Annotated in this window: 14 protein-coding genes and 1 riboswitch; of the genes, 11 read left to right on the forward strand and 3 right to left on the reverse strand. The window is 46.4% G+C overall.

Features of this window, described 5'->3' with window-relative positions; genetic code table 11:
• Window positions 1-67: 67 nt before the first annotated feature.
• The 5 genes from FRZ06_09675 (at window position 68) to FRZ06_09695 (ending at window position 5,078) form a co-directional block, all read left to right on the forward strand.
• Window positions 68-1,156: an EamA family transporter gene (locus FRZ06_09675; GenBank protein ID QOX63600.1), complete on the forward strand. Its 1,089-nt coding sequence runs from the start codon at window positions 68-70 to the stop codon at window positions 1,154-1,156.
• Window positions 1,157-1,265: 109 nt separating this feature from the next.
• Window positions 1,266-1,376: riboswitch (TPP riboswitch) on the forward strand.
• A gap of 107 nt (window positions 1,377-1,483) precedes the next feature.
• The gene (locus FRZ06_09680) at window positions 1,484-2,107 is read left to right on the forward strand and encodes a hypothetical protein (protein ID QOX63601.1); all 624 of its coding nucleotides are present in this window, start codon (window positions 1,484-1,486) and stop codon (window positions 2,105-2,107) included.
• The gene (locus FRZ06_09685; GenBank protein QOX63602.1) at window positions 2,100-2,984 is read left to right on the forward strand and encodes an ABC transporter substrate-binding protein; all 885 of its coding nucleotides are present in this window, start codon (window positions 2,100-2,102) and stop codon (window positions 2,982-2,984) included. Before FRZ06_09680 ends, FRZ06_09685 begins: the two co-directional genes overlap by 8 nt.
• Before the next feature lie 2 nt (window positions 2,985-2,986).
• Window positions 2,987-4,402: an ABC transporter ATP-binding protein gene (locus FRZ06_09690; protein ID QOX63603.1), complete on the forward strand. Its 1,416-nt coding sequence runs from the start codon at window positions 2,987-2,989 to the stop codon at window positions 4,400-4,402.
• Entirely contained in the window at window positions 4,377-5,078 is a 702-nt protein-coding gene (locus FRZ06_09695; GenBank protein ID QOX63604.1) for an energy-coupling factor transporter transmembrane protein EcfT, read from the forward strand. The genes FRZ06_09690 and FRZ06_09695 overlap by 26 nt, the downstream gene beginning before the upstream one ends.
• 212 nt (window positions 5,079-5,290) lie before the next feature.
• Here FRZ06_09695 and rsgA read toward each other — a convergent pair whose 3' ends face one another.
• Window positions 5,291-6,370: a ribosome small subunit-dependent GTPase A gene (rsgA, locus tag FRZ06_09700; GenBank protein QOX63605.1), complete on the reverse strand. Its 1,080-nt coding sequence runs from the start codon at window positions 6,368-6,370 to the stop codon at window positions 5,291-5,293.
• A gap of 629 nt (window positions 6,371-6,999) precedes the next feature.
• Between rsgA and FRZ06_09705 the strand changes: the two genes are divergently transcribed.
• The 3 genes from FRZ06_09705 to FRZ06_09715 are packed head-to-tail and all read left to right on the forward strand — an operon-like array spanning window position 7,000 to window position 11,135.
• Entirely contained in the window at window positions 7,000-7,449 is a 450-nt protein-coding gene (locus FRZ06_09705; GenBank protein ID QOX65890.1) for a MarR family transcriptional regulator, read from the forward strand.
• A 10-nt stretch (window positions 7,450-7,459) separates the two neighbouring features.
• Window positions 7,460-9,211: an ABC transporter ATP-binding protein gene (locus tag FRZ06_09710; protein ID QOX63606.1), complete on the forward strand. Its 1,752-nt coding sequence runs from the start codon at window positions 7,460-7,462 to the stop codon at window positions 9,209-9,211.
• Window positions 9,204-11,135 (forward strand): ABC transporter ATP-binding protein, encoded by a 1,932-nt coding sequence (locus FRZ06_09715; GenBank protein ID QOX63607.1) that lies wholly within the window; start codon window positions 9,204-9,206, stop codon window positions 11,133-11,135. The genes FRZ06_09710 and FRZ06_09715 overlap by 8 nt, the downstream gene beginning before the upstream one ends.
• Window positions 11,136-11,471: 336 nt before the next feature.
• Here FRZ06_09715 and ychF read toward each other — a convergent pair whose 3' ends face one another.
• Window positions 11,472-12,566, reverse strand: a complete 1,095-nt coding sequence (gene ychF, locus FRZ06_09720) for a redox-regulated ATPase YchF (GenBank protein ID QOX63608.1) — start codon at window positions 12,564-12,566, stop codon at window positions 11,472-11,474.
• Window positions 12,567-12,577: 11 nt separating this feature from the next.
• Window positions 12,578-13,336, reverse strand: coding sequence for a prolipoprotein diacylglyceryl transferase (locus FRZ06_09725; GenBank protein ID QOX63609.1), 759 nt, complete (start codon window positions 13,334-13,336; stop codon window positions 12,578-12,580).
• Between the two features lie 388 nt (window positions 13,337-13,724).
• Here FRZ06_09725 and FRZ06_09730 point away from each other — a divergent pair, with 388 nt between their 5' ends.
• The 3 genes from FRZ06_09730 to FRZ06_09740 are packed head-to-tail and all read left to right on the forward strand — an operon-like array spanning window position 13,725 to window position 16,803.
• Window positions 13,725-14,873 (forward strand): efflux RND transporter periplasmic adaptor subunit, encoded by a 1,149-nt coding sequence (locus tag FRZ06_09730; GenBank protein QOX63610.1) that lies wholly within the window; start codon window positions 13,725-13,727, stop codon window positions 14,871-14,873.
• Between the two features lie 11 nt (window positions 14,874-14,884).
• A complete protein-coding gene (locus tag FRZ06_09735; GenBank protein ID QOX63611.1) occupies window positions 14,885-15,598 on the forward strand; it encodes an ABC transporter ATP-binding protein in 714 nt (237 codons plus the stop codon).
• On the forward strand, window positions 15,592-16,803 hold the full coding sequence (locus FRZ06_09740; GenBank protein QOX63612.1) for an FtsX-like permease family protein: 1,212 nt from the start codon (window positions 15,592-15,594) through the stop codon (window positions 16,801-16,803). Before FRZ06_09735 ends, FRZ06_09740 begins: the two co-directional genes overlap by 7 nt.
• Window positions 16,804-16,889 lie beyond the last annotated feature (86 nt).

Genomic DNA, 16,889 nt, shown 5'->3' on the forward strand with positions numbered 1-16,889 from the left:
AAATAGCACCCCTGATATTATCACAGGGACGAATAGGCGAAAATCCATCGATAGGAAGGAAGTTATTATGGCGAATTTGAAACAAAAACCACTGAATGGAAGATATGTGCCCCAAAAAGCGATTCTCACAGCAATTCTTGCCGCAGGGCTCTTTGGAATTTGTTCGCCGATATCCAAGATCCTATTATCCGACCTTGCTCCCACAATGATGGCAGCGCTTCTTTATTTGGGCGCAGGTCTTGGAATGGGAACGGTTCATTTTATAAGGCAAATTCGTCAGAGGCAGCAGCTGGAAGCAAGGATTACGAGGAACGAACTTCCCTGGGTCATCGCCATGATCCTCCTTGACGTTGCTGCACCGATTTTCCTCATGTTAGGGCTGACATTAACCCCGGCGGCCACAGCCTCCCTGCTGAACAATTTTGAAATCGTCGCTACTGCAGCAATCGCAATGATATTCTTCAAAGAGCCTTTGAATAATAGAATGTGGTTAGCAATTGTTCTGATTACCCTCTCCTGCATGGTACTTTCTGTGGAGGATTACAGAAGCCTGGCCCTTTCCTCCGGCTCTTTTTTCGTTCTGGCGGCCTGCCTCTGCTGGGGCGTTGAAAACAACTGCACCAGAATGCTCTCTATCAAAGACCCTTTACAGACGGTTATTATAAAAGGCTTCGGTTCGGGAACCGGTGCCCTGATCATTGCCATGTGTGCAGGAGAAGTAAACGGCAGCATCCCTTACATTCTCCTGGCGCTGTTTCTCGGCTTTGTTTCCTATGGTCTCAGTATTTATTTTTATATTGCGGCACAAAGAGAGCTGGGCGCAGCGCGCACCAGTGTATACTACGCAGCAGCGCCCTTTATCGGGGTTTTGATCTCCTGGATCGTTCTGCAAGAGGGACTCACCCAATCCTTTCTTGTTGCTCTGCTTATCATGCTGGCCGGAACCTATTTCGCAATTACGGAAAAGCACACCCATGCTCATGCCCACGAAGAGGGCACGCATGAACACAGGCACAGCCATAATGACGGTCACCACACCCATGTGCACGGCGATCATATCATCGGGGAACATACCCATGAACATGCCCATGAAGCCATAACCCATTCCCATACCCACACACCAGAAATTCATCATCAGCACACCCACCAGCATTAGTGTTTACCAGCGGTTTCACATCTTTTACCACAACATTATAACAACACAAATGAAAAATAAGGGCTTGTTTTTTTCATATCGCCACCGTATAATGTCAAAAAAGACGCACAATTAAATAGAGGGGGGCTGGAGCAAATCCGGCTGAGATTTAGGCTATCGCGCCTATGACCCTTTGAACCTGTTGGGTAATGCCATCGTAGGGAGCAGCGGAGAAATTCCATTTTTGTCGCTCAGCGAAGGCTGTGCGGCTTTTTTGTATTTTGGCATGGATGAATAAAACACGATAGGTTCTATCATTGATGCAAGCAAAAAAAAATGGAGGGTAACATGAAAAAAAATCAATGGAAACTCAGAGACATCCTGATGATGTCGATTCTCGGCGTACTGTTCGCAGCAGTATATTTAGCTGTATTCAGCGGAGGTATGGTCCTTTCAGCGTTGCTGACACCAACCGGTCTATCCACCTTCAGCTTCGAGCTGATTTACGGTGTCTGGTTTATGGCTTCGGCTGTCGCTGCCTACATCATTCGAAAACCTGGCGCAGCATTGACCACGGAAGTACTTGCTGCCGGAGTTGAACTGCTGATGGGGAATGCGGGGGGTCTTGTGGTGATTCTGACGGGCTTCATCCAGGGTCTCGGTTGTGAACTTGGCTTTGCTGCGTTCCGCTACAGGAAGTTTAATCTCCTTTCGATGACCTTGGGCGGAATTCTGGCTGCCTCTTTTATTTTTCTCTTTGAGCTTTATTATCTGCAAAATTATCTTCTCGCGCCCGGCCTTCTATTTGCAAAACTTATGGTACGGTTTCTGAGCGCAGCACTGTTTACAGGACTCATTTCGAAGCTTTCCTGTGACGGCCTTGCACGGACCGGTGTTTTGAAAAACTACGGAATTGATCGTTCCAGACAGGAAGTATTAATTGAAAGAGAAGAGGAGTTCGTTCATGAGTAAGATTAAGATCATTCTGGATTGGTTTCCCAATACCAATCACACCGGCTTTCTGGTGGCCGAAAAGAAGGGATATTTTAAAGAAGCAGGGCTAACGGTGGAGCTATCCGGAGATGTACACGGGGTTTTGGATCTCCACGGTGCGGATATTGTTCTGGGGCCGCAGATTTCCATATTGGAAAAGATTGCACAAGGGGTACCCCTGACTGCCGTTGCCACTCTTACGCAGCGCTGCGACTCGGGCATTGTATCACTAAAGGAAAGCGGAATTACTTCTCCCAGGATGCTGGAGGGAAAACGCCTCACCCATTGGTCCCCCTCCTGGTTTCACGGAGTAATCGGCGAGGTAGTCCGTCTTGACGGCGGAGATTACAGCAAGGTAAAACTTGTTCCCATGGATGTGGGCGACATTGTCTCAACCCTTGGCAAGGATGCAGATGCCACCTGGGTCTATGAAAACTGGGAGAACCAAGAATTAATCGAAGCCGGCAAAGAGATCAACTATTTCGCGCTGGCAGATGTGGACCCCCTGTTTGATTTTTGCGCTCCAAGCCTTGCAGCAAGCAGACAGCTTATTGAAACTCGGCCGGAGGAATTAAAAGACTTCCTTGGAGCTCTTGACCGAGGATATATTGACTCTGCGCGATCTCCTGAAGAATCGGTACTACTGGTCCGGGACAGCCTTCCAGCCGTCTCAGACGCTCTGCTCATCCGCAGCCAGCATCATCTGTCAAACATCCTTTTGGATGAGACAGGCCATTGGGGTTACATGGCTCCCGAACGTTGGGAGCGAATGGCCAACTGGCTCATTGAGCATGGCTACTATGATGTCAGAAGGAACACGGAATACACCAATGCATTCCTTCCCGGCCGAGGCTGAATATGAGTGAAATTATCTTTACCGATGTAGCCTTTCGCTATCAGGAATCCGGTAATTTTTATGTTTTGCAGAACCTGAATGTTCGATTCCAGTCTGCTCACATCACTGTGCTGACAGGAGCTTCCGGCTGCGGCAAGAGCACGCTGCTCTATCTGGCGGCTGGGATCTATCCCGAAAACGCTGGAGTACTCAGCTCCGGCTCCGTAAAAATCGACGAGGATGATCCCAGCGAGCTGCCTCCCAATCTGCGGTGCAAACGCGTAGGGATGATGTTTCAGAACCCCGCGCTGCAATTCTGCATGGATACGGTTCGGAACGAGCTTGCCTTTTGTCTGGAAAATGTGAGAACCCCCAGAGAAGAAATGGATCCCAAGATAGACGAAGCCCTGCATTTTTGTTGTATTGAACATTTAAAGGACCGCAAGCTGCTTACCCTATCGGGAGGGGAAAAGCAGAAGGTCATGCTTGCGTGTCTGGCTGCCCTTTCACCAGCATGGATTCTGCTGGATGAGCCGTTCGCAAATCTGGACGACCGCTCTGCGCGGGACATCGCCGCAAAATTAGCTCGGCTCCATCACGAGAAAGGAACCGGAATTCTGGCGGTTGATCACCGTTTGGAGAACTGGCTGGGTATTGCTGAGGAAGTCAAGGGAATGGACAAGATGGGAAATCTCATCGCAGAGGGCCTTACACGTACGGCCCATGACGGCAGGCACAAGAAAACCCCACATGAAGCTCAGCCCGAGCCGCTGCTGCAGCTCAAAAATATCACAGCGAGTTATTCCGGAACACCGGTGCTTCGTGGACTCAATGCGGATTTCAGCCGAGGAAAAAGCTACGCGCTCCTCGGTGACAGCGGCAGTGGAAAAAGTACACTCTTCGACGTACTGCGCGGCTTGGTTCCTTTTAATGGAGCGGTTTTTTACCGGGGGAGCACTGTCAGAAAAAAGGATCTGGGACGTCCCGGTCCTATGGGATTTGTTACACAGAACCCCCAGGATCAATTCGTAGCGGACACGGTATATGATGAGATACTGACAAGTTTGAAAAGTAAGGGGAACAGAACTGCTGCACCGAATGCTGAAGAAGACCAGGCGGAAGCCATCCTTCGCAGCATCGGATTGTGGGGGTACAGGCGTGTGTCTCCCTACATGCTCAGTCAGGGCCAGCAGCGGCGCCTCGGTGTGGCGGCAATTCTGGCCTGTGCCTGTGAGATTTTAATATGTGACGAGCCCACCTATGCGCAAGATTGGAACAATACTATAGCGATCATGGAATCTCTGGAAAACGTGATGATATCCCAGGGCACAACACTGATTTTCTCAACCCATGACAGAAAACTTGCCGCTGACTTTGCCGATAAAATCTTTGAATTGAAGGAGGGGATTCTGCTTGAATACGATCAATCCGACTTTTAAAGCCCTCGGTCTCCTGATGCCTACTTTTTTCCTTGCCGCAATGCAAAAGCCTTTTCTAAACCTTGCGGTTTTTTCTCTCTGCCTTTTTTTGCTTGCAGTCAGCAATGTTAACGTCAAAATATTCGCAGCAACCATGATCCCCGTGCTGCTTACATCTGTGGGCACCTTTTATACCGGCTATCGTTTTCAGTCCGGCAACGGCATGCCTGTCAGCGAGCTGTCTTTTCTTCTGGCCGACCGTGCGGCTTGGAACGGACTAACTCTCTCAAGCCGGGTTTTGGCCTTCGCGGGTCTTGGCCTGCTGCTCGCACTTACCACGGATCGTGTTCGGTTGGTTCAGTCTCTGAATCAGCAATTGAAACTTCCGCCGGTCTTCGCTTACGGCCTGTTGGCAGCCTGGGGGATTCTTCCGGTTATGATAAGAGAATATCGTCAGACAAGAGCTGCCTTCAGAGCCAGAGGTTTGCGCGTCCTTCCTGTCTCACCTTCCCTTTTAAAGCCCATGCTTGTCAAGGCGGTGCGCTGGACCGAAGCGCTTTCTGCAGCAATGGAATCCAAAGGATTCGCGGGAAACGCGTCTCGCACTGTTTACCGCCCTGTTCCAGTGAGACGCAGAGACTATCTATTTCTTTTTATTGTGGCCCTGGGCTGTGTCGGAATTGTTTTTTTCCCTTAATCAGACTCACAACGGCGGCTTGGGTATCCTTTGCAGCATTAACATTCCTACCTGGTTCAGCCGCTACATTTGCAGGCGGATCGCAGGCCACAAAAAAGCAACGGCTGCGGAGAGTTAACCCGCAGCCGTTTTCAATTTACGATCTGTCTGTTATTGTAATGTAACTGTTATGATGCAGCTGCTATGCTACAGCGATTATCATACAGTCACATTTATCTCTTGTTTTTCTGCTTTGCGTGTTTCATGATCTGTTTCATCTCACCCTTGCTTCCAAACATGGATTCAATCTTCTTTTGCTCAAGCTGCCTGAAATTTAGACCTTCATAACCAGCTTCCCGCTGAAGTTTTCGAAAGCTCTCCAGCCGCTCTGCTGTAAGTTCACCATTCTCAATAGCCTTTCGCACCGCACAGCCAGGTTCTGCATCGTGAGAACAATCACCGAATTTGCATTGCTCAGCCAATTCTTCTATATCGATAAAGGTTCTGGAAAGATCAGCCGATTCCAACTGAAGTTCCCGCATTCCTGGTGTGTCGATGACAATTCCTCCATCCGGAAGGAGAACCAGCTGACGATGGGTCGTGGTATGACGCCCCTTGTCATCATCTTCCCTGATTTCTTTCGTTGCAAAGATTGCCTTTCCTGCCAGTTTGTTAATGAGGGTTGATTTTCCTACTCCCGAAGAACCGATAAATGCTACTGTATTTCCCTCCCGGATATGAGAACGAATTTGTTCAAAACCGCTGCCTTCCATGCTGGAGCAAACGATAATATCAGCACCTACGCTCACCGTCTCGGTTTGAAGTTTTTTGGATTCAAGATCTTTGCATAAATCCGCCTTCGTGAGTACGATAACCGGTTTCGCCCTGCTATCCCACGCTATAGAAAGATAACGTTCCAGCCGTCTCAGATTGAAATCTGCGTTTAGTGACATACAGATAAAAATAGTATCGATGTTTGCAGCTACGATCTGAACGCTGTTTGACGTTCCCGCAGCCTTTCTTTCAAACACGCTTTTCCTGCGCAGCACCTGATGAATGATACCGTTTCCAGACCGGTCACTGGTTCTGTCAACCATGACCCAATCCCCTACCGCCGGAAAATCGGAATGATCATAAGCACGATAAAGAAGACTGCCCGAAATTTCTGCCTGCAGTTCTCCCTCTTCACAGACAACCTTGTAGAGATCTCTGTGCTGTTCTGTGACTCTGGCAAGATACAGCCCTTCGTAAAGCGTTGCTTCCTGGGAAAAACGATCGTTCAGTCCGTAGTTTATTAAATTTGTATATTCCATTGATATCCTCCAAAATTGATTCTAAGAATTTCCTTCAAACCTTACTATCAAATATTTAGCCAACGAGACTTTTTGGCTTTGCGGTTTCGTTTGAAGAAAATGACTTGTTTGATTGATTCCTTTGGAGGGCTGTCAGCCTCTATTGATCTTCACCCTCCCGGCAGAAGACTATCGCGGCATCCATTGTATTAAACATAAAACATGTTCTCCTTTCCTTCGGTTATTGTAGTTCCATAACAGAACTTTGTAATAATGGGTTAAATTCCATTGATTTCAGTATATCATAGTTTTCCTCCAGATGGAACCAACACATGGCGGTCAGTGTACGCCCGCTGAATCTGTGCGTTGGAACAGTGGATATATTGTGAATTTGATCTTGCAAAATTTCTAAGATACCGCTATAATGTTGCATACGAAACTGTTTGCCATCCAACAGTTTCGTATGCAACATTATGATATCAATTGGTAGGAATTAGGGAAACGCTGATTCCTACCGTCCACACATTTATACAGCGCTTCCTTACTGTTTTCAAATAAAAACATAGAATTCGGCTTTACAACGTTGTCTATATATTTCATTGAAAATAGTATCAGGAAGCATTATGAAGAACGGAAAGGGAAAAAGAAAAATGAAAAAGGAAGGGATTGGACTTGAACTCTGGTCGCTGAACAATTTGATTCGGCGTTACTTTGAGTCTTGCTCCCATAAAAAAGAGATTGAACGGATTACTGGCAACAACGGCTGGATCATCGGTTATCTTGCCGATCATGCAGATCAGGAGATCTACCAGAAAGATATCGAAGATTACTTTACTATTACGCGTTCCACCGCGTCTAAAGGCCTGAGCCTGATGGAGCAGAAGGGCCTGATCCAAAGACAGACCGTCACCCAGGATGCACGTCTGAAAAAGATTGTGCTGACTGAAAAAGCACGGCAGATCAGCAAGATCATGCAGGAAGACGGAGAAAAAATGGAACGAACCCTGATCAGGGGATTCACTGAGGAAGAAAAAATACAATTGTTCTCTTATCTGAAGAGAATGAAAGACAATATTTCAAATCAGCAGGAAAACCATTGAGGAGATTTTCATGATAAAAAAACTTTTATCCACCATACGAGAATACAAAAAACACATGATTCTCGCACCGGTTTTCGTAACGCTTGAATCTGTGCTTGAAATCATGATTCCAACCCTGATGGCATTTTTAATCGATTACGGAATCAATCAGAATAATATGAGCTATGTTTTGCTCATGGGTCTTGCCCTAACCGCTTTGGCTGCACTCTCACTGCTAACCGGCATTTTCGCAGGACGCAGCGCGGCCATTGCTTCATCAGGATTTGCAAAAAATCTACGGCGGGATATGTTCTACAACGTGCAGAGATTTTCCTTTTCCAATATTGACAAATTTTCGACTGCCAGCATCATTACCAGGCTGACCACTGACGTCGCCAACGTTCAGAACGCATGTCAGATGCTTGTACGCCTAGCTGTGCGAGCGCCCATGATGATTGTGTTTGCTCTGATTTTTTCTTTCAGGATCGATGCAAAATTATCCCTGATCTTCCTTGCCGTCATACCCGTTCTCGGCATTGGCCTTTGGCTGATCATGTCAAATGTTCATCCGATTTTTGTGCGGGTATTCAAAACCTACGACCGGCTGAACAACTTTGTTCAGGAGAATCTCCACGGAATTCGCGTGGTCAAATCCTATATCCGCGAGGATTACGAAGAGGAAAAGTTTGCGGGCGTTTCCCAGTCGATCTTTCAGGATTTCACCAGAGCAGAAAAAAGACTGTCGTTCAATATGCCGCTGATGCAGCTCTGCCTATATGCTAGTATGATTCTCCTTTCCTGGTTCGGTGCAAAGTCCATCGTAGCAAGCGGGAATAATGCAGCGCTCGGACTTTCAACGGGAGAGCTGACGAGCCTGATTACCTACTCCCTCCAGATTCTTATGAGTCTGATGATGCTCTCTATGGTCTTCGTCATGGTCATCATTTCCAGGGCATCAGCGGAACGTATCACAGAAATCCTGAGCGAGGAAAGCGATCTAAAAAATAAAGATCAGTCGGTACCCACCGTCAATGATGGTTCTATCACCTTTGAAAACGTAACATTTGCCTATGCGAAAAATACCGATAAACCTGTTCTAAGCAATATCAATCTTACCATTGAATCGGGTGAGACGGTAGGGATCATCGGCGGCACCGGCTCCTCTAAATCAAGCCTTGTGCAGCTTATTCCACGCCTCTACGATGTCGTGGGCGGTAAAGTGACCGTTGGAGGCATCGATGTAAGGGATTATGATCTGGCTACACTTCGCCATGAGGTTGCAATGGTGCTTCAAAAAAATGTCCTGTTTTCCGGAACCATCAGAGAGAACCTTCTATGGGGAAATGAGAATGCCACGGAGGAAGAAATCATCCATGCGTGCAAACTTGCCCAGGCGGATGGCTTTATCCGTGAATTTCCCCAGCAGTATGACACCTACATCGAACAAGGCGGTTCCAATGTATCCGGCGGACAGCGCCAGAGACTCTGCATTGCAAGAGCGCTTTTGAAAAAGCCCAGAATCCTGATTCTGGATGACTCAACCAGCGCTGTGGATACGAAAACCGATGAGCTGATTAGACAGGCGCTCCTGCAGCACATACCCAAAACCACAAAAATCATCATCGCTCAGCGCGTTTCATCTGTCAGCGATGCTGATAAAATCGTCGTAATGGATGACGGCAGGATCATGGCATCCGGCTCACATCAGGAACTTCTCAGAGACTGTGAAATTTACAGAGAAGTTTACGAATCTCAAAACAGAGGAGGTGCTCTTCATGAATAAAACAATGGTAAAAGAACGCTCTTCTGCGGCAGCAAAGCGCCCGGCGCATCATTTTAAGCCCGGAACCTTAAAACGTCTGCTTTCTTACATGCGTCAATACAGGCTCCGTCTGATTTTCGTCGCTGCCTGTATCCTGCTGAGCGCAGCAGCAGGTGCAGCGTCCTCCCTCTTCCTAAAAACGCTGATCGATGGGTACATCCTTCCGCTGGTAGGCCAGGCGCATCCCGATTTTTCCCAGCTGTTCCGTGCGCTCCTGATGATGGGGGCGATTTATATCGCAGGGATCCTTTGTACCCTGTTCTATAACCGCGCCATGGTTATCGTCGGCCAGGGCACGCTGAAGCAGGTCCGGGATAAAATGTTCCGGCACATGCAGACGCTGCCGATCCGTTATTTTGATACCCATACACATGGTGACGTCATGAGCCGCTATACTAACGATACCGATGCACTTCGTCAGGCAATTTCACAGAGTCTGCCCCAGATGCTGTCCTCCCTGATCACCGTAGCGGCGGCATTCTTTGCTATGCTCTACCTCAGTGTCGGTCTGACGCTGTTTGTCGCCGTATTTACTCTGGTACTGCTGAGCGTCATAAAATTTCTTGTTGGGCGGAGTGGCTCCTTTTTCATGAAACAGCAGGAAGCTCTCGGTGATGTGAACGGCTATATCGAGGAAATCATTCATGGTCAAAAGGTTGTGAAAGTTTTTTGCCATGAAGAACAAGCAGAAGAAGAATTCGATCAAAAAAATGAGACGCTCTGCAACAGTGCCACAGAGGCAAACAAATATGGGAACATCACCATGCCCATCGTCGGCAACCTGGGCTATCTGCTCTATGTACTCCTTGCCATCGTCGGCGGAGCAGCTGGAATCGCGGGATTTCCCAATCTCAGTCTCTCCGGCATCAATGTCCTGACGATCGGCACAATCGTATCCTTTCTCACCTTATCACGGAGCTTTATCAACCCCATTGGCCAGATTTCCATGCAGTTTAACATGGTGATCATGGCGCTGGCTGGTGCGTCGAGAATTTTCGAGCTCATGGATGAGGAAAGTGAGCAGGATGAAGGATACGTCACCCTTGTGAATACAAAATCAGAAAACGGTGAAATGCTGGAATGTGCTGAGCGCACCAACAACTGGGCCTGGAAGCACCCCCACGGAGACGGTACGATAACCTATACCCCTTTACGGGGAGAGATTCGCTTCTATGATGTGGACTTTGGTTATGTTGAGGATAAGCTTGTTCTTCGCAATATAACACTTTACGCCGAACCCGGCCAGAAGGTAGCCTTTGTCGGAGCGACCGGTGCCGGAAAAACAACAATCACAAATCTGATCAACCGTTTTTATGACATAGCCGACGGTAAAATTCGATATGACGATATCAACATCAATAAGATCAGAAAAGCAGACCTTCGCCGGTCCCTCGGCATCGTTCTGCAGGATGTCAACCTGTTCACGGGAACTGTAATGGACAATATCAGATATGGAAAGCTGGACGCAACGGATGAAGAATGCATTATCGCTGCGAAGCTGGCCAATGCTGACGGGTTCATTCGAATGCTGCCGCACGGGTATCAAACTGTACTTGAGGGCGATGGCAGCGGATTATCACAAGGCCAACGGCAGCTGATCTCCATCGCTCGTGCCGCTGTCGCCGATCCTCCTGTTATGATTTTAGATGAAGCGACTTCATCCATCGATACCAGAACGGAATCCATTGTTCAAAAAGGGATGGACGCGCTCATGAAAGGAAGGACGGTATTCGTCATCGCCCATCGCCTTTCCACAGTACGGAATTCCGATGTGATTATGGTACTGGAGCAGGGAGAAATTATAGAACGTGGCAGTCATGATCAGCTGATCGCGCAAGGGGGCAAATACTATCAGCTCTATACAGGCGCATTTGAACTTGATTAGGAGCCGGTTTCAGGGCGCAACAATCAAGGGAAGTGCTGATTTAATGGAGTGTGCGCAGATGGTCGAGGAAATTTTTCGATTGGCAAGGAAAAAAACGCAACGTCCCTTCGGGACTCCGACTCGCTTCGCTCCCTGCTGTCCTTTTTTCCATTCTGGCTGAAGCCAGGGAAAAGAGGCAGCAACAGCGGCGCTATTGCGAGGCTTTTTGACACCGCCATGCGAAAAATTAACCGATTAGATGTGCGCACGGAATAAAAAAAAAGCGATAGGCATTGTTTTGATGCTTATCGCTTTTATTTTGTGATGAGAATTATCAGTTATACGGAATAATGCTTCCTATACATTAAACCGGAACAGGATTACGTCTCCGTCTTTTACGACATATTCTTTTCCTTCCGATCGAATCAGTCCTTTTTCTTTGGCTGTGGCAAGATTTCCGCCGCACTGAACCAGTTCGTTATATGCAATGGTCTCTGCCCGGATAAAGCCGCGTTCAAAATCCGTATGTATCCTGCCAGCGGCCTGGGGTGCCTTCATTCCTCTTCGGATCGTCCATGCGCGAACTTCCTGAGGGCCTGCGGTAAGGAAGGATATGAGATCCAGCAAATGATAAGATGCTTTTATGAGCTTGTCAAGACCGGATTCTGTGATTCCAAGTTCTTCGAAAAATACAGCCTTTTCGTCCTCATCAAGTTCAGCAATCTCCGCCTCAAGTTTTGCGCAGATTACCACAACATCGGAGTCTTCCGAAGCAGCAAACTGACGAACTGCTGCGACATATTCGTTGTCGGTCTGTGAAACCGCCTCATCTTCAGAAACATTGGCTGCATAGATAATCGGCTTGAAGGAAAGCAACTCAAGGGACTTTACAAACTCCCGCTCCTCATTGGTAAGTTCAAGGGTACGGGCCGACATTCCGTTATCCAGTGCCTCTTTGATCTTCTTAAGAATATCCAGTTCACTCTGAAGTCCTTTCTCCCCCTTCAGATTTTTTTGGGTCTTTTGAATACGACGATCCAAAACTTCCATATCTGACAAAATTAATTCCATATTGATGGTCTCTATATCAGAAAGCGGGTTGATCTTGCCGTCTACATGAACAACGTTGGGATCGTCAAAGCATCTCACAACATGGATAATAGAGGCAACTTCTCTGATATGTCCCAGAAATTTATTGCCCAGTCCCTCTCCTTTTGATGCTCCCTTTACCAGTCCCGCAATATCGTAAAATTCAATGGTGGTGTAGACCGTCTTCTTGGAATCGTACATTTCATGTAAGACTTTGAGACGTTCATCGGGAACGGTAACGACTCCTACGTTTGGTTCAATGGTACAGAACGGATAATTGGCCGCTTCTGCTCCGGCCTTCGTAATCGCATTAAAAAGTGTGCTCTTCCCAACATTGGGAAGCCCCACAATACCTAATTTCATAAATATCTCCTCTAGTAAAAAATTCTATCTTTGTATCTGTATTTCCGTCTCATATAAATATAGATGATGAGGAAAACTAAAAACACGGCTGCACTGAAAACCTGTGCCTGTCTCAGCGGCCCCAGCATCAGACTGTCGGTCCGTAATCCTTCGACCAAAAACCGTTCAAAGGAATAAAGGATTCCGTATAAAAGAAAAATCTGTCCTTCAAATTTTCTGTTGTTATCGATATAAATCAGCAGGAAAAACAGCAGGAAGCACCAAATTGATTCGTATAAAAAGGTTGGATGAACCATCTGACCATTTACGGAAATTGCCCAAGGAAGATCAGTAGGTCCGCCGTGGGCCTCCTGATTAAAATAGTTGCCCCATCTTCCGATGGACTGAGCAAGGGCTACAGCCGGAACGGTGAGATCAAGAAGATTCAATGGTCTGACATCCCATAATCTGCACAAAATTGCAGCGGCCAGAAAACCCAGAATCAAACCGCCATGGATGGCGAGACCACCGTTTCTGATATTGATCATCTTATAAAAATCTCCTGCATAAAAATCCCAATTAAATAAAACATAATAGAGCCTTGCTCCAATCACACCCAACGGAACAGTGATTAGTACAAAGTCCAGTGTTCTTTCTGATGAAATCTTGTGCAGCGGTGCTCTTCGATAGACGATCAAAACAGCAATCACCATTGCTGCCGCAATGATAACCCCATACCACATGATTTTGATCCCGAAAGCAGTAAAGGCGATCGGATTTGGTGTCGGCATGCTTCTATCCTCCTTATCCCTCTTAATAGCCGCTATGGCATAATTCATACATCCAAATATAGCTTTGATTTTTTCTCAATTCATAATATTATACAATAAAATGTTTCTGATGCACAGCATATCTTCTATTTTTCCCCAAACAACGTGATAAATTTGGCATTTTTCATAAAAAATTAAGAAATAGTGAAGGTAAATTATGCTATAATTATTGCAGGATAAAAGAACGACGGTAATACAATTCCTGTTCGCTTCTATTCTCGGGGTATTTTGTGGGGCATTTCATCATTTTTGAAGATAATTGATAATCTCAGTCGTTTTAGTTTAATAGACTGATTGCTTTTTCGCGCGTCGGTTTATTATATATAGTATCTATTCTTAGGAGGTATTTATGTTTCGGAAAAGAGTTAATGAGACGGACAGTGCAGGGGAAACTACGAACAAAGTAAAGAAACCGCGAAAAGCTATGTCCAAAAAAAAGAAAAGAAGAATTATTGTTGGCACGATAGCAATCCTTGTAATTGCTGCTATTGTAATCGTCCCCAAACTTATGGGAGGAGAACCTCCCGCGTTAATGGTAACCACAGGCTCAGCTGAGAAAATGGATCTCCAGCAGGCTGTTTCCATAAAGGGAACCATTCAGGGCTCTGAAAAGGCTGACGTAGCCACTTCGCTGAACTCAGAGATCCTATCTATTTTGGTGGAAGAGGGCGATATCGTACATAAGGATCAAGTGCTTGCTGTGCTGGATTCAAAGGATCTCGAGGATGATTATCAAAAAGCTCAGACTGCTCTCAATCAGTCTAAGTTCAATTATGAAGCGGCAAAATCACTCTATGAGGAAGGTGCCATATCCAAAGAAGATTTTGTCAAAGCTGAAAATACATATAAGAGCGACCAAATCACTGTGAATTCGTACAATATCTCTGATAAGGTCAACATTAAAAGCCCCATAGCAGGTACCGTTACAAGGGTCAATGTCAATATCGGCCGCTATGCAAACGACACAGAAAACAAAGAGCCGATGTTTGTAGTAGAGGATCTGCAGAACTTGGAAATGAATGTTCGAATCAGTGAATTCGACATCAGCAAAATCAAGGTTGGTCAGAAGGTTGAGATAACCTCCGAGGTGCTTGGCAATCAAGCTGTGGACGGTGTCGTTTCCCGAATTTCTCCTACGGGAGAGCTGAAGGATCAATCTTCCAAAGAAATGGTTATCCCGGTTGAGATTGATGTCAACAAAGGCAACACGAACTTGATCGCCGGCGTAACTGCAAAGGCTACCATAGAAATCGAAACCAGAAGCAATGTATTGACTGTGCCCATCGATGCTCTTTTAGAGGATCCAAACACCGGTGATAATTATGTCATGGTTCTCGACGGCACGAAGCTGAAGAAAATTGCTGTTGAACTAGGTCTGGAAGGTGATTTCAATGTGGAGATCGCTTCCGGAGAGCTTTCCGAAGGTGATAAGGTAGTACTGAATCCAACATTTGATATGACCGACGGTATGGATGTTACCCCCGCACCAGAAGTGTAAGGGAGGCCGCTATGACAGAAGATATTATAAAAATTGAAAATATGACAAAGGTCTATGCCAATGGTGAAATACAGGTAAAAGCATTAAAATCCATCGACTTAACCATACAAAAGGGCGAGTTCGTCTCTATCATGGGTTCTTCTGGTTCCGGAAAGTCGACCTTGATGAATATTCTTGGCTGTCTTGACCGTCCTACAGAAGGTCATTACTATCTTGAGGGGATTGATGTAAGAGAAAAAAGTGATAACGAGCTTTCTGCTGTACGCAACAAAAAAATTGGATTTGTATTTCAGTCCTTTAACTTAATCTCCCGTACCAGTGCCTTAAAAAATGTCGAATTACCAATGGTTTACGGAAGAATTGATGCGGATGAGCGGCACGAACGAGCGTTAGAGCTATTGCGCCAGGTCAACCTGGAAAACCGGGCAGATCATATGCCAAATGAACTCTCAGGCGGACAAAGGCAGCGTGTGGCGATCGCAAGAGCACTTGCGAATCAACCGCAAATCATTCTTGCGGACGAACCCACCGGTAACCTTGATTCTGAATCTTCCGTGGAGATTATGGATATTTTTACGAAACTGAACCGTGAGAACGGAAATACAGTTATCATCGTTACCCACGAACGAGATATCGCCGAATTTACAGACCGCATCATCACCTTTAGAGACGGAGAAGTCCTCACTGATGAACGGCTCAGGGCAAAGGAGGCGATCCCATGCTGATCTTCGAAAATATCCTGCTGGCCCTCACCGCCATTAGAAGCAATAAGATGCGTTCCTTCCTGACCATGCTGGGCATTATCATTGGAATCAGCTCCGTTATTGCCATTACGTCCATCGGTGCCAGTGCAAAGGGCGTTGTCGGCAAGGAATTTGAATCTTACGGAATGAATAATATGTATCTTTACATCAACTGGGCGATGACTCCTGATGGAGTAGATTACGAAGATCTTTTCACCCCGGAAGACATTGAAGCGCTTGCCGCAAGATATCCAGACGATATCCAGTATATTGCACCTTCTATTTCTGCCAACAGTAAAACCAAGATCGGACGAACAGAAGGAAAGCTTAATATGACAGGAGTCGCAGCAGATTACAACAAATATAAGAATATGAAAATGCTGCATGGAAGGATGATCAATAAAAGCGATGTTGACGGACAGAAAGATCGGATCGTCATTGATAAGAAAGCCGCATTGTACTTTTTTAACAGCGAGAATCCAGTAGGAAAAACCCTTGGAGTTATCATTAATGAAGAGATGAAGGATTTGACTATCGTGGGCGTTTATGAGATCGAAGCGAGTATCTTTGACGGTATGCGCGCAAGCGATTCCTATTCAACCTACGTTCCCTATCCGATTCTTGAGTATTCTGACCCTGCGACTTCCTATCTGGAGCTGTATACAAATGAAAAGAAAAATCAAAATGATCTGGGAAATGAATTCAGCCAATATCTAAGCCGTATCAAGGGTAAGGATCCTCAGTTTTATACCTTCGAATCGGCGGAATCCCAGATGGGTACCATCAATAATATCCTCGGTACCCTTTCCATCGCCATCGGAGCCATAGCAGCCATATCCCTTGTGGTTGGCGGCATTGGAATTATGAATATCATGCTGGTATCCGTGACCGAGCGTACTCGCGAGATTGGTATCCGTAAATCGCTGGGAGCACGCACAAGTGATATCTTGATGCAGTTTCTCATCGAATCCATGATCATCTCCGCCATCGGAGGAATCATCGGAACCGGTCTGGGTGTCGGTATTGCTGCGATAGGAATGAGTTTCGCGCATATCTCAGTTGTAATTCAACCATCCGTAATCGTTCTTGCGGTCGGCTTTTCCGCGATTGTGGGCGTTTTCTTCGGACTATACCCTGCAAGAAAAGCAGCAAAGCTGGATCCTATCGAAGCACTGCGTTACGAGTAAAATCCAGTCAAAGCACTGTGTTATGTATCAAAAAAAAGTCTGTCATTGAGGTCAGCTAAGCTGCATCCTCTGGCAGACTTTTTTAT

It is taken from the genome of Clostridiales bacterium, from assembly GCA_015243575.1.
Classification (GTDB): domain Bacteria; phylum Bacillota; class Clostridia; order Peptostreptococcales; family Anaerovoracaceae; genus Anoxybacterium; species Anoxybacterium hadale.

Excerpts from the sequence above, each read along its gene's own strand:
- FRZ06_09675 (QOX63600.1), top strand. The coding sequence starts at position 68 with ATGGCGAATTTGAAACAAAAACCACTGAATGGAAGATATGTGCCCCAA.
- FRZ06_09680 (QOX63601.1), top strand. The coding sequence starts at position 1,484 with ATGAAAAAAAATCAATGGAAACTCAGAGACATCCTGATGATGTCGATT.
- FRZ06_09685 (QOX63602.1), top strand. The coding sequence starts at position 2,100 with ATGAGTAAGATTAAGATCATTCTGGATTGGTTTCCCAATACCAATCAC.
- FRZ06_09690 (QOX63603.1), top strand. The coding sequence starts at position 2,987 with ATGAGTGAAATTATCTTTACCGATGTAGCCTTTCGCTATCAGGAATCC.
- rsgA (QOX63605.1), bottom strand. The coding sequence starts at position 6,370 with ATGGAATATACAAATTTAATAAACTACGGACTGAACGATCGTTTTTCC.
- FRZ06_09705 (QOX65890.1), top strand. The coding sequence starts at position 7,000 with ATGAAAAAGGAAGGGATTGGACTTGAACTCTGGTCGCTGAACAATTTG.
- FRZ06_09710 (QOX63606.1), top strand. The coding sequence starts at position 7,460 with ATGATAAAAAAACTTTTATCCACCATACGAGAATACAAAAAACACATG.
- FRZ06_09715 (QOX63607.1), top strand. The coding sequence starts at position 9,204 with ATGAATAAAACAATGGTAAAAGAACGCTCTTCTGCGGCAGCAAAGCGC.
- ychF (QOX63608.1), bottom strand. The coding sequence starts at position 12,566 with ATGAAATTAGGTATTGTGGGGCTTCCCAATGTTGGGAAGAGCACACTT.
- FRZ06_09725 (QOX63609.1), bottom strand. The coding sequence starts at position 13,336 with ATGCCGACACCAAATCCGATCGCCTTTACTGCTTTCGGGATCAAAATC.
- FRZ06_09730 (QOX63610.1), top strand. The coding sequence starts at position 13,725 with ATGTTTCGGAAAAGAGTTAATGAGACGGACAGTGCAGGGGAAACTACG.
- FRZ06_09735 (QOX63611.1), top strand. The coding sequence starts at position 14,885 with ATGACAGAAGATATTATAAAAATTGAAAATATGACAAAGGTCTATGCC.
- FRZ06_09740 (QOX63612.1), top strand. The coding sequence starts at position 15,592 with ATGCTGATCTTCGAAAATATCCTGCTGGCCCTCACCGCCATTAGAAGC.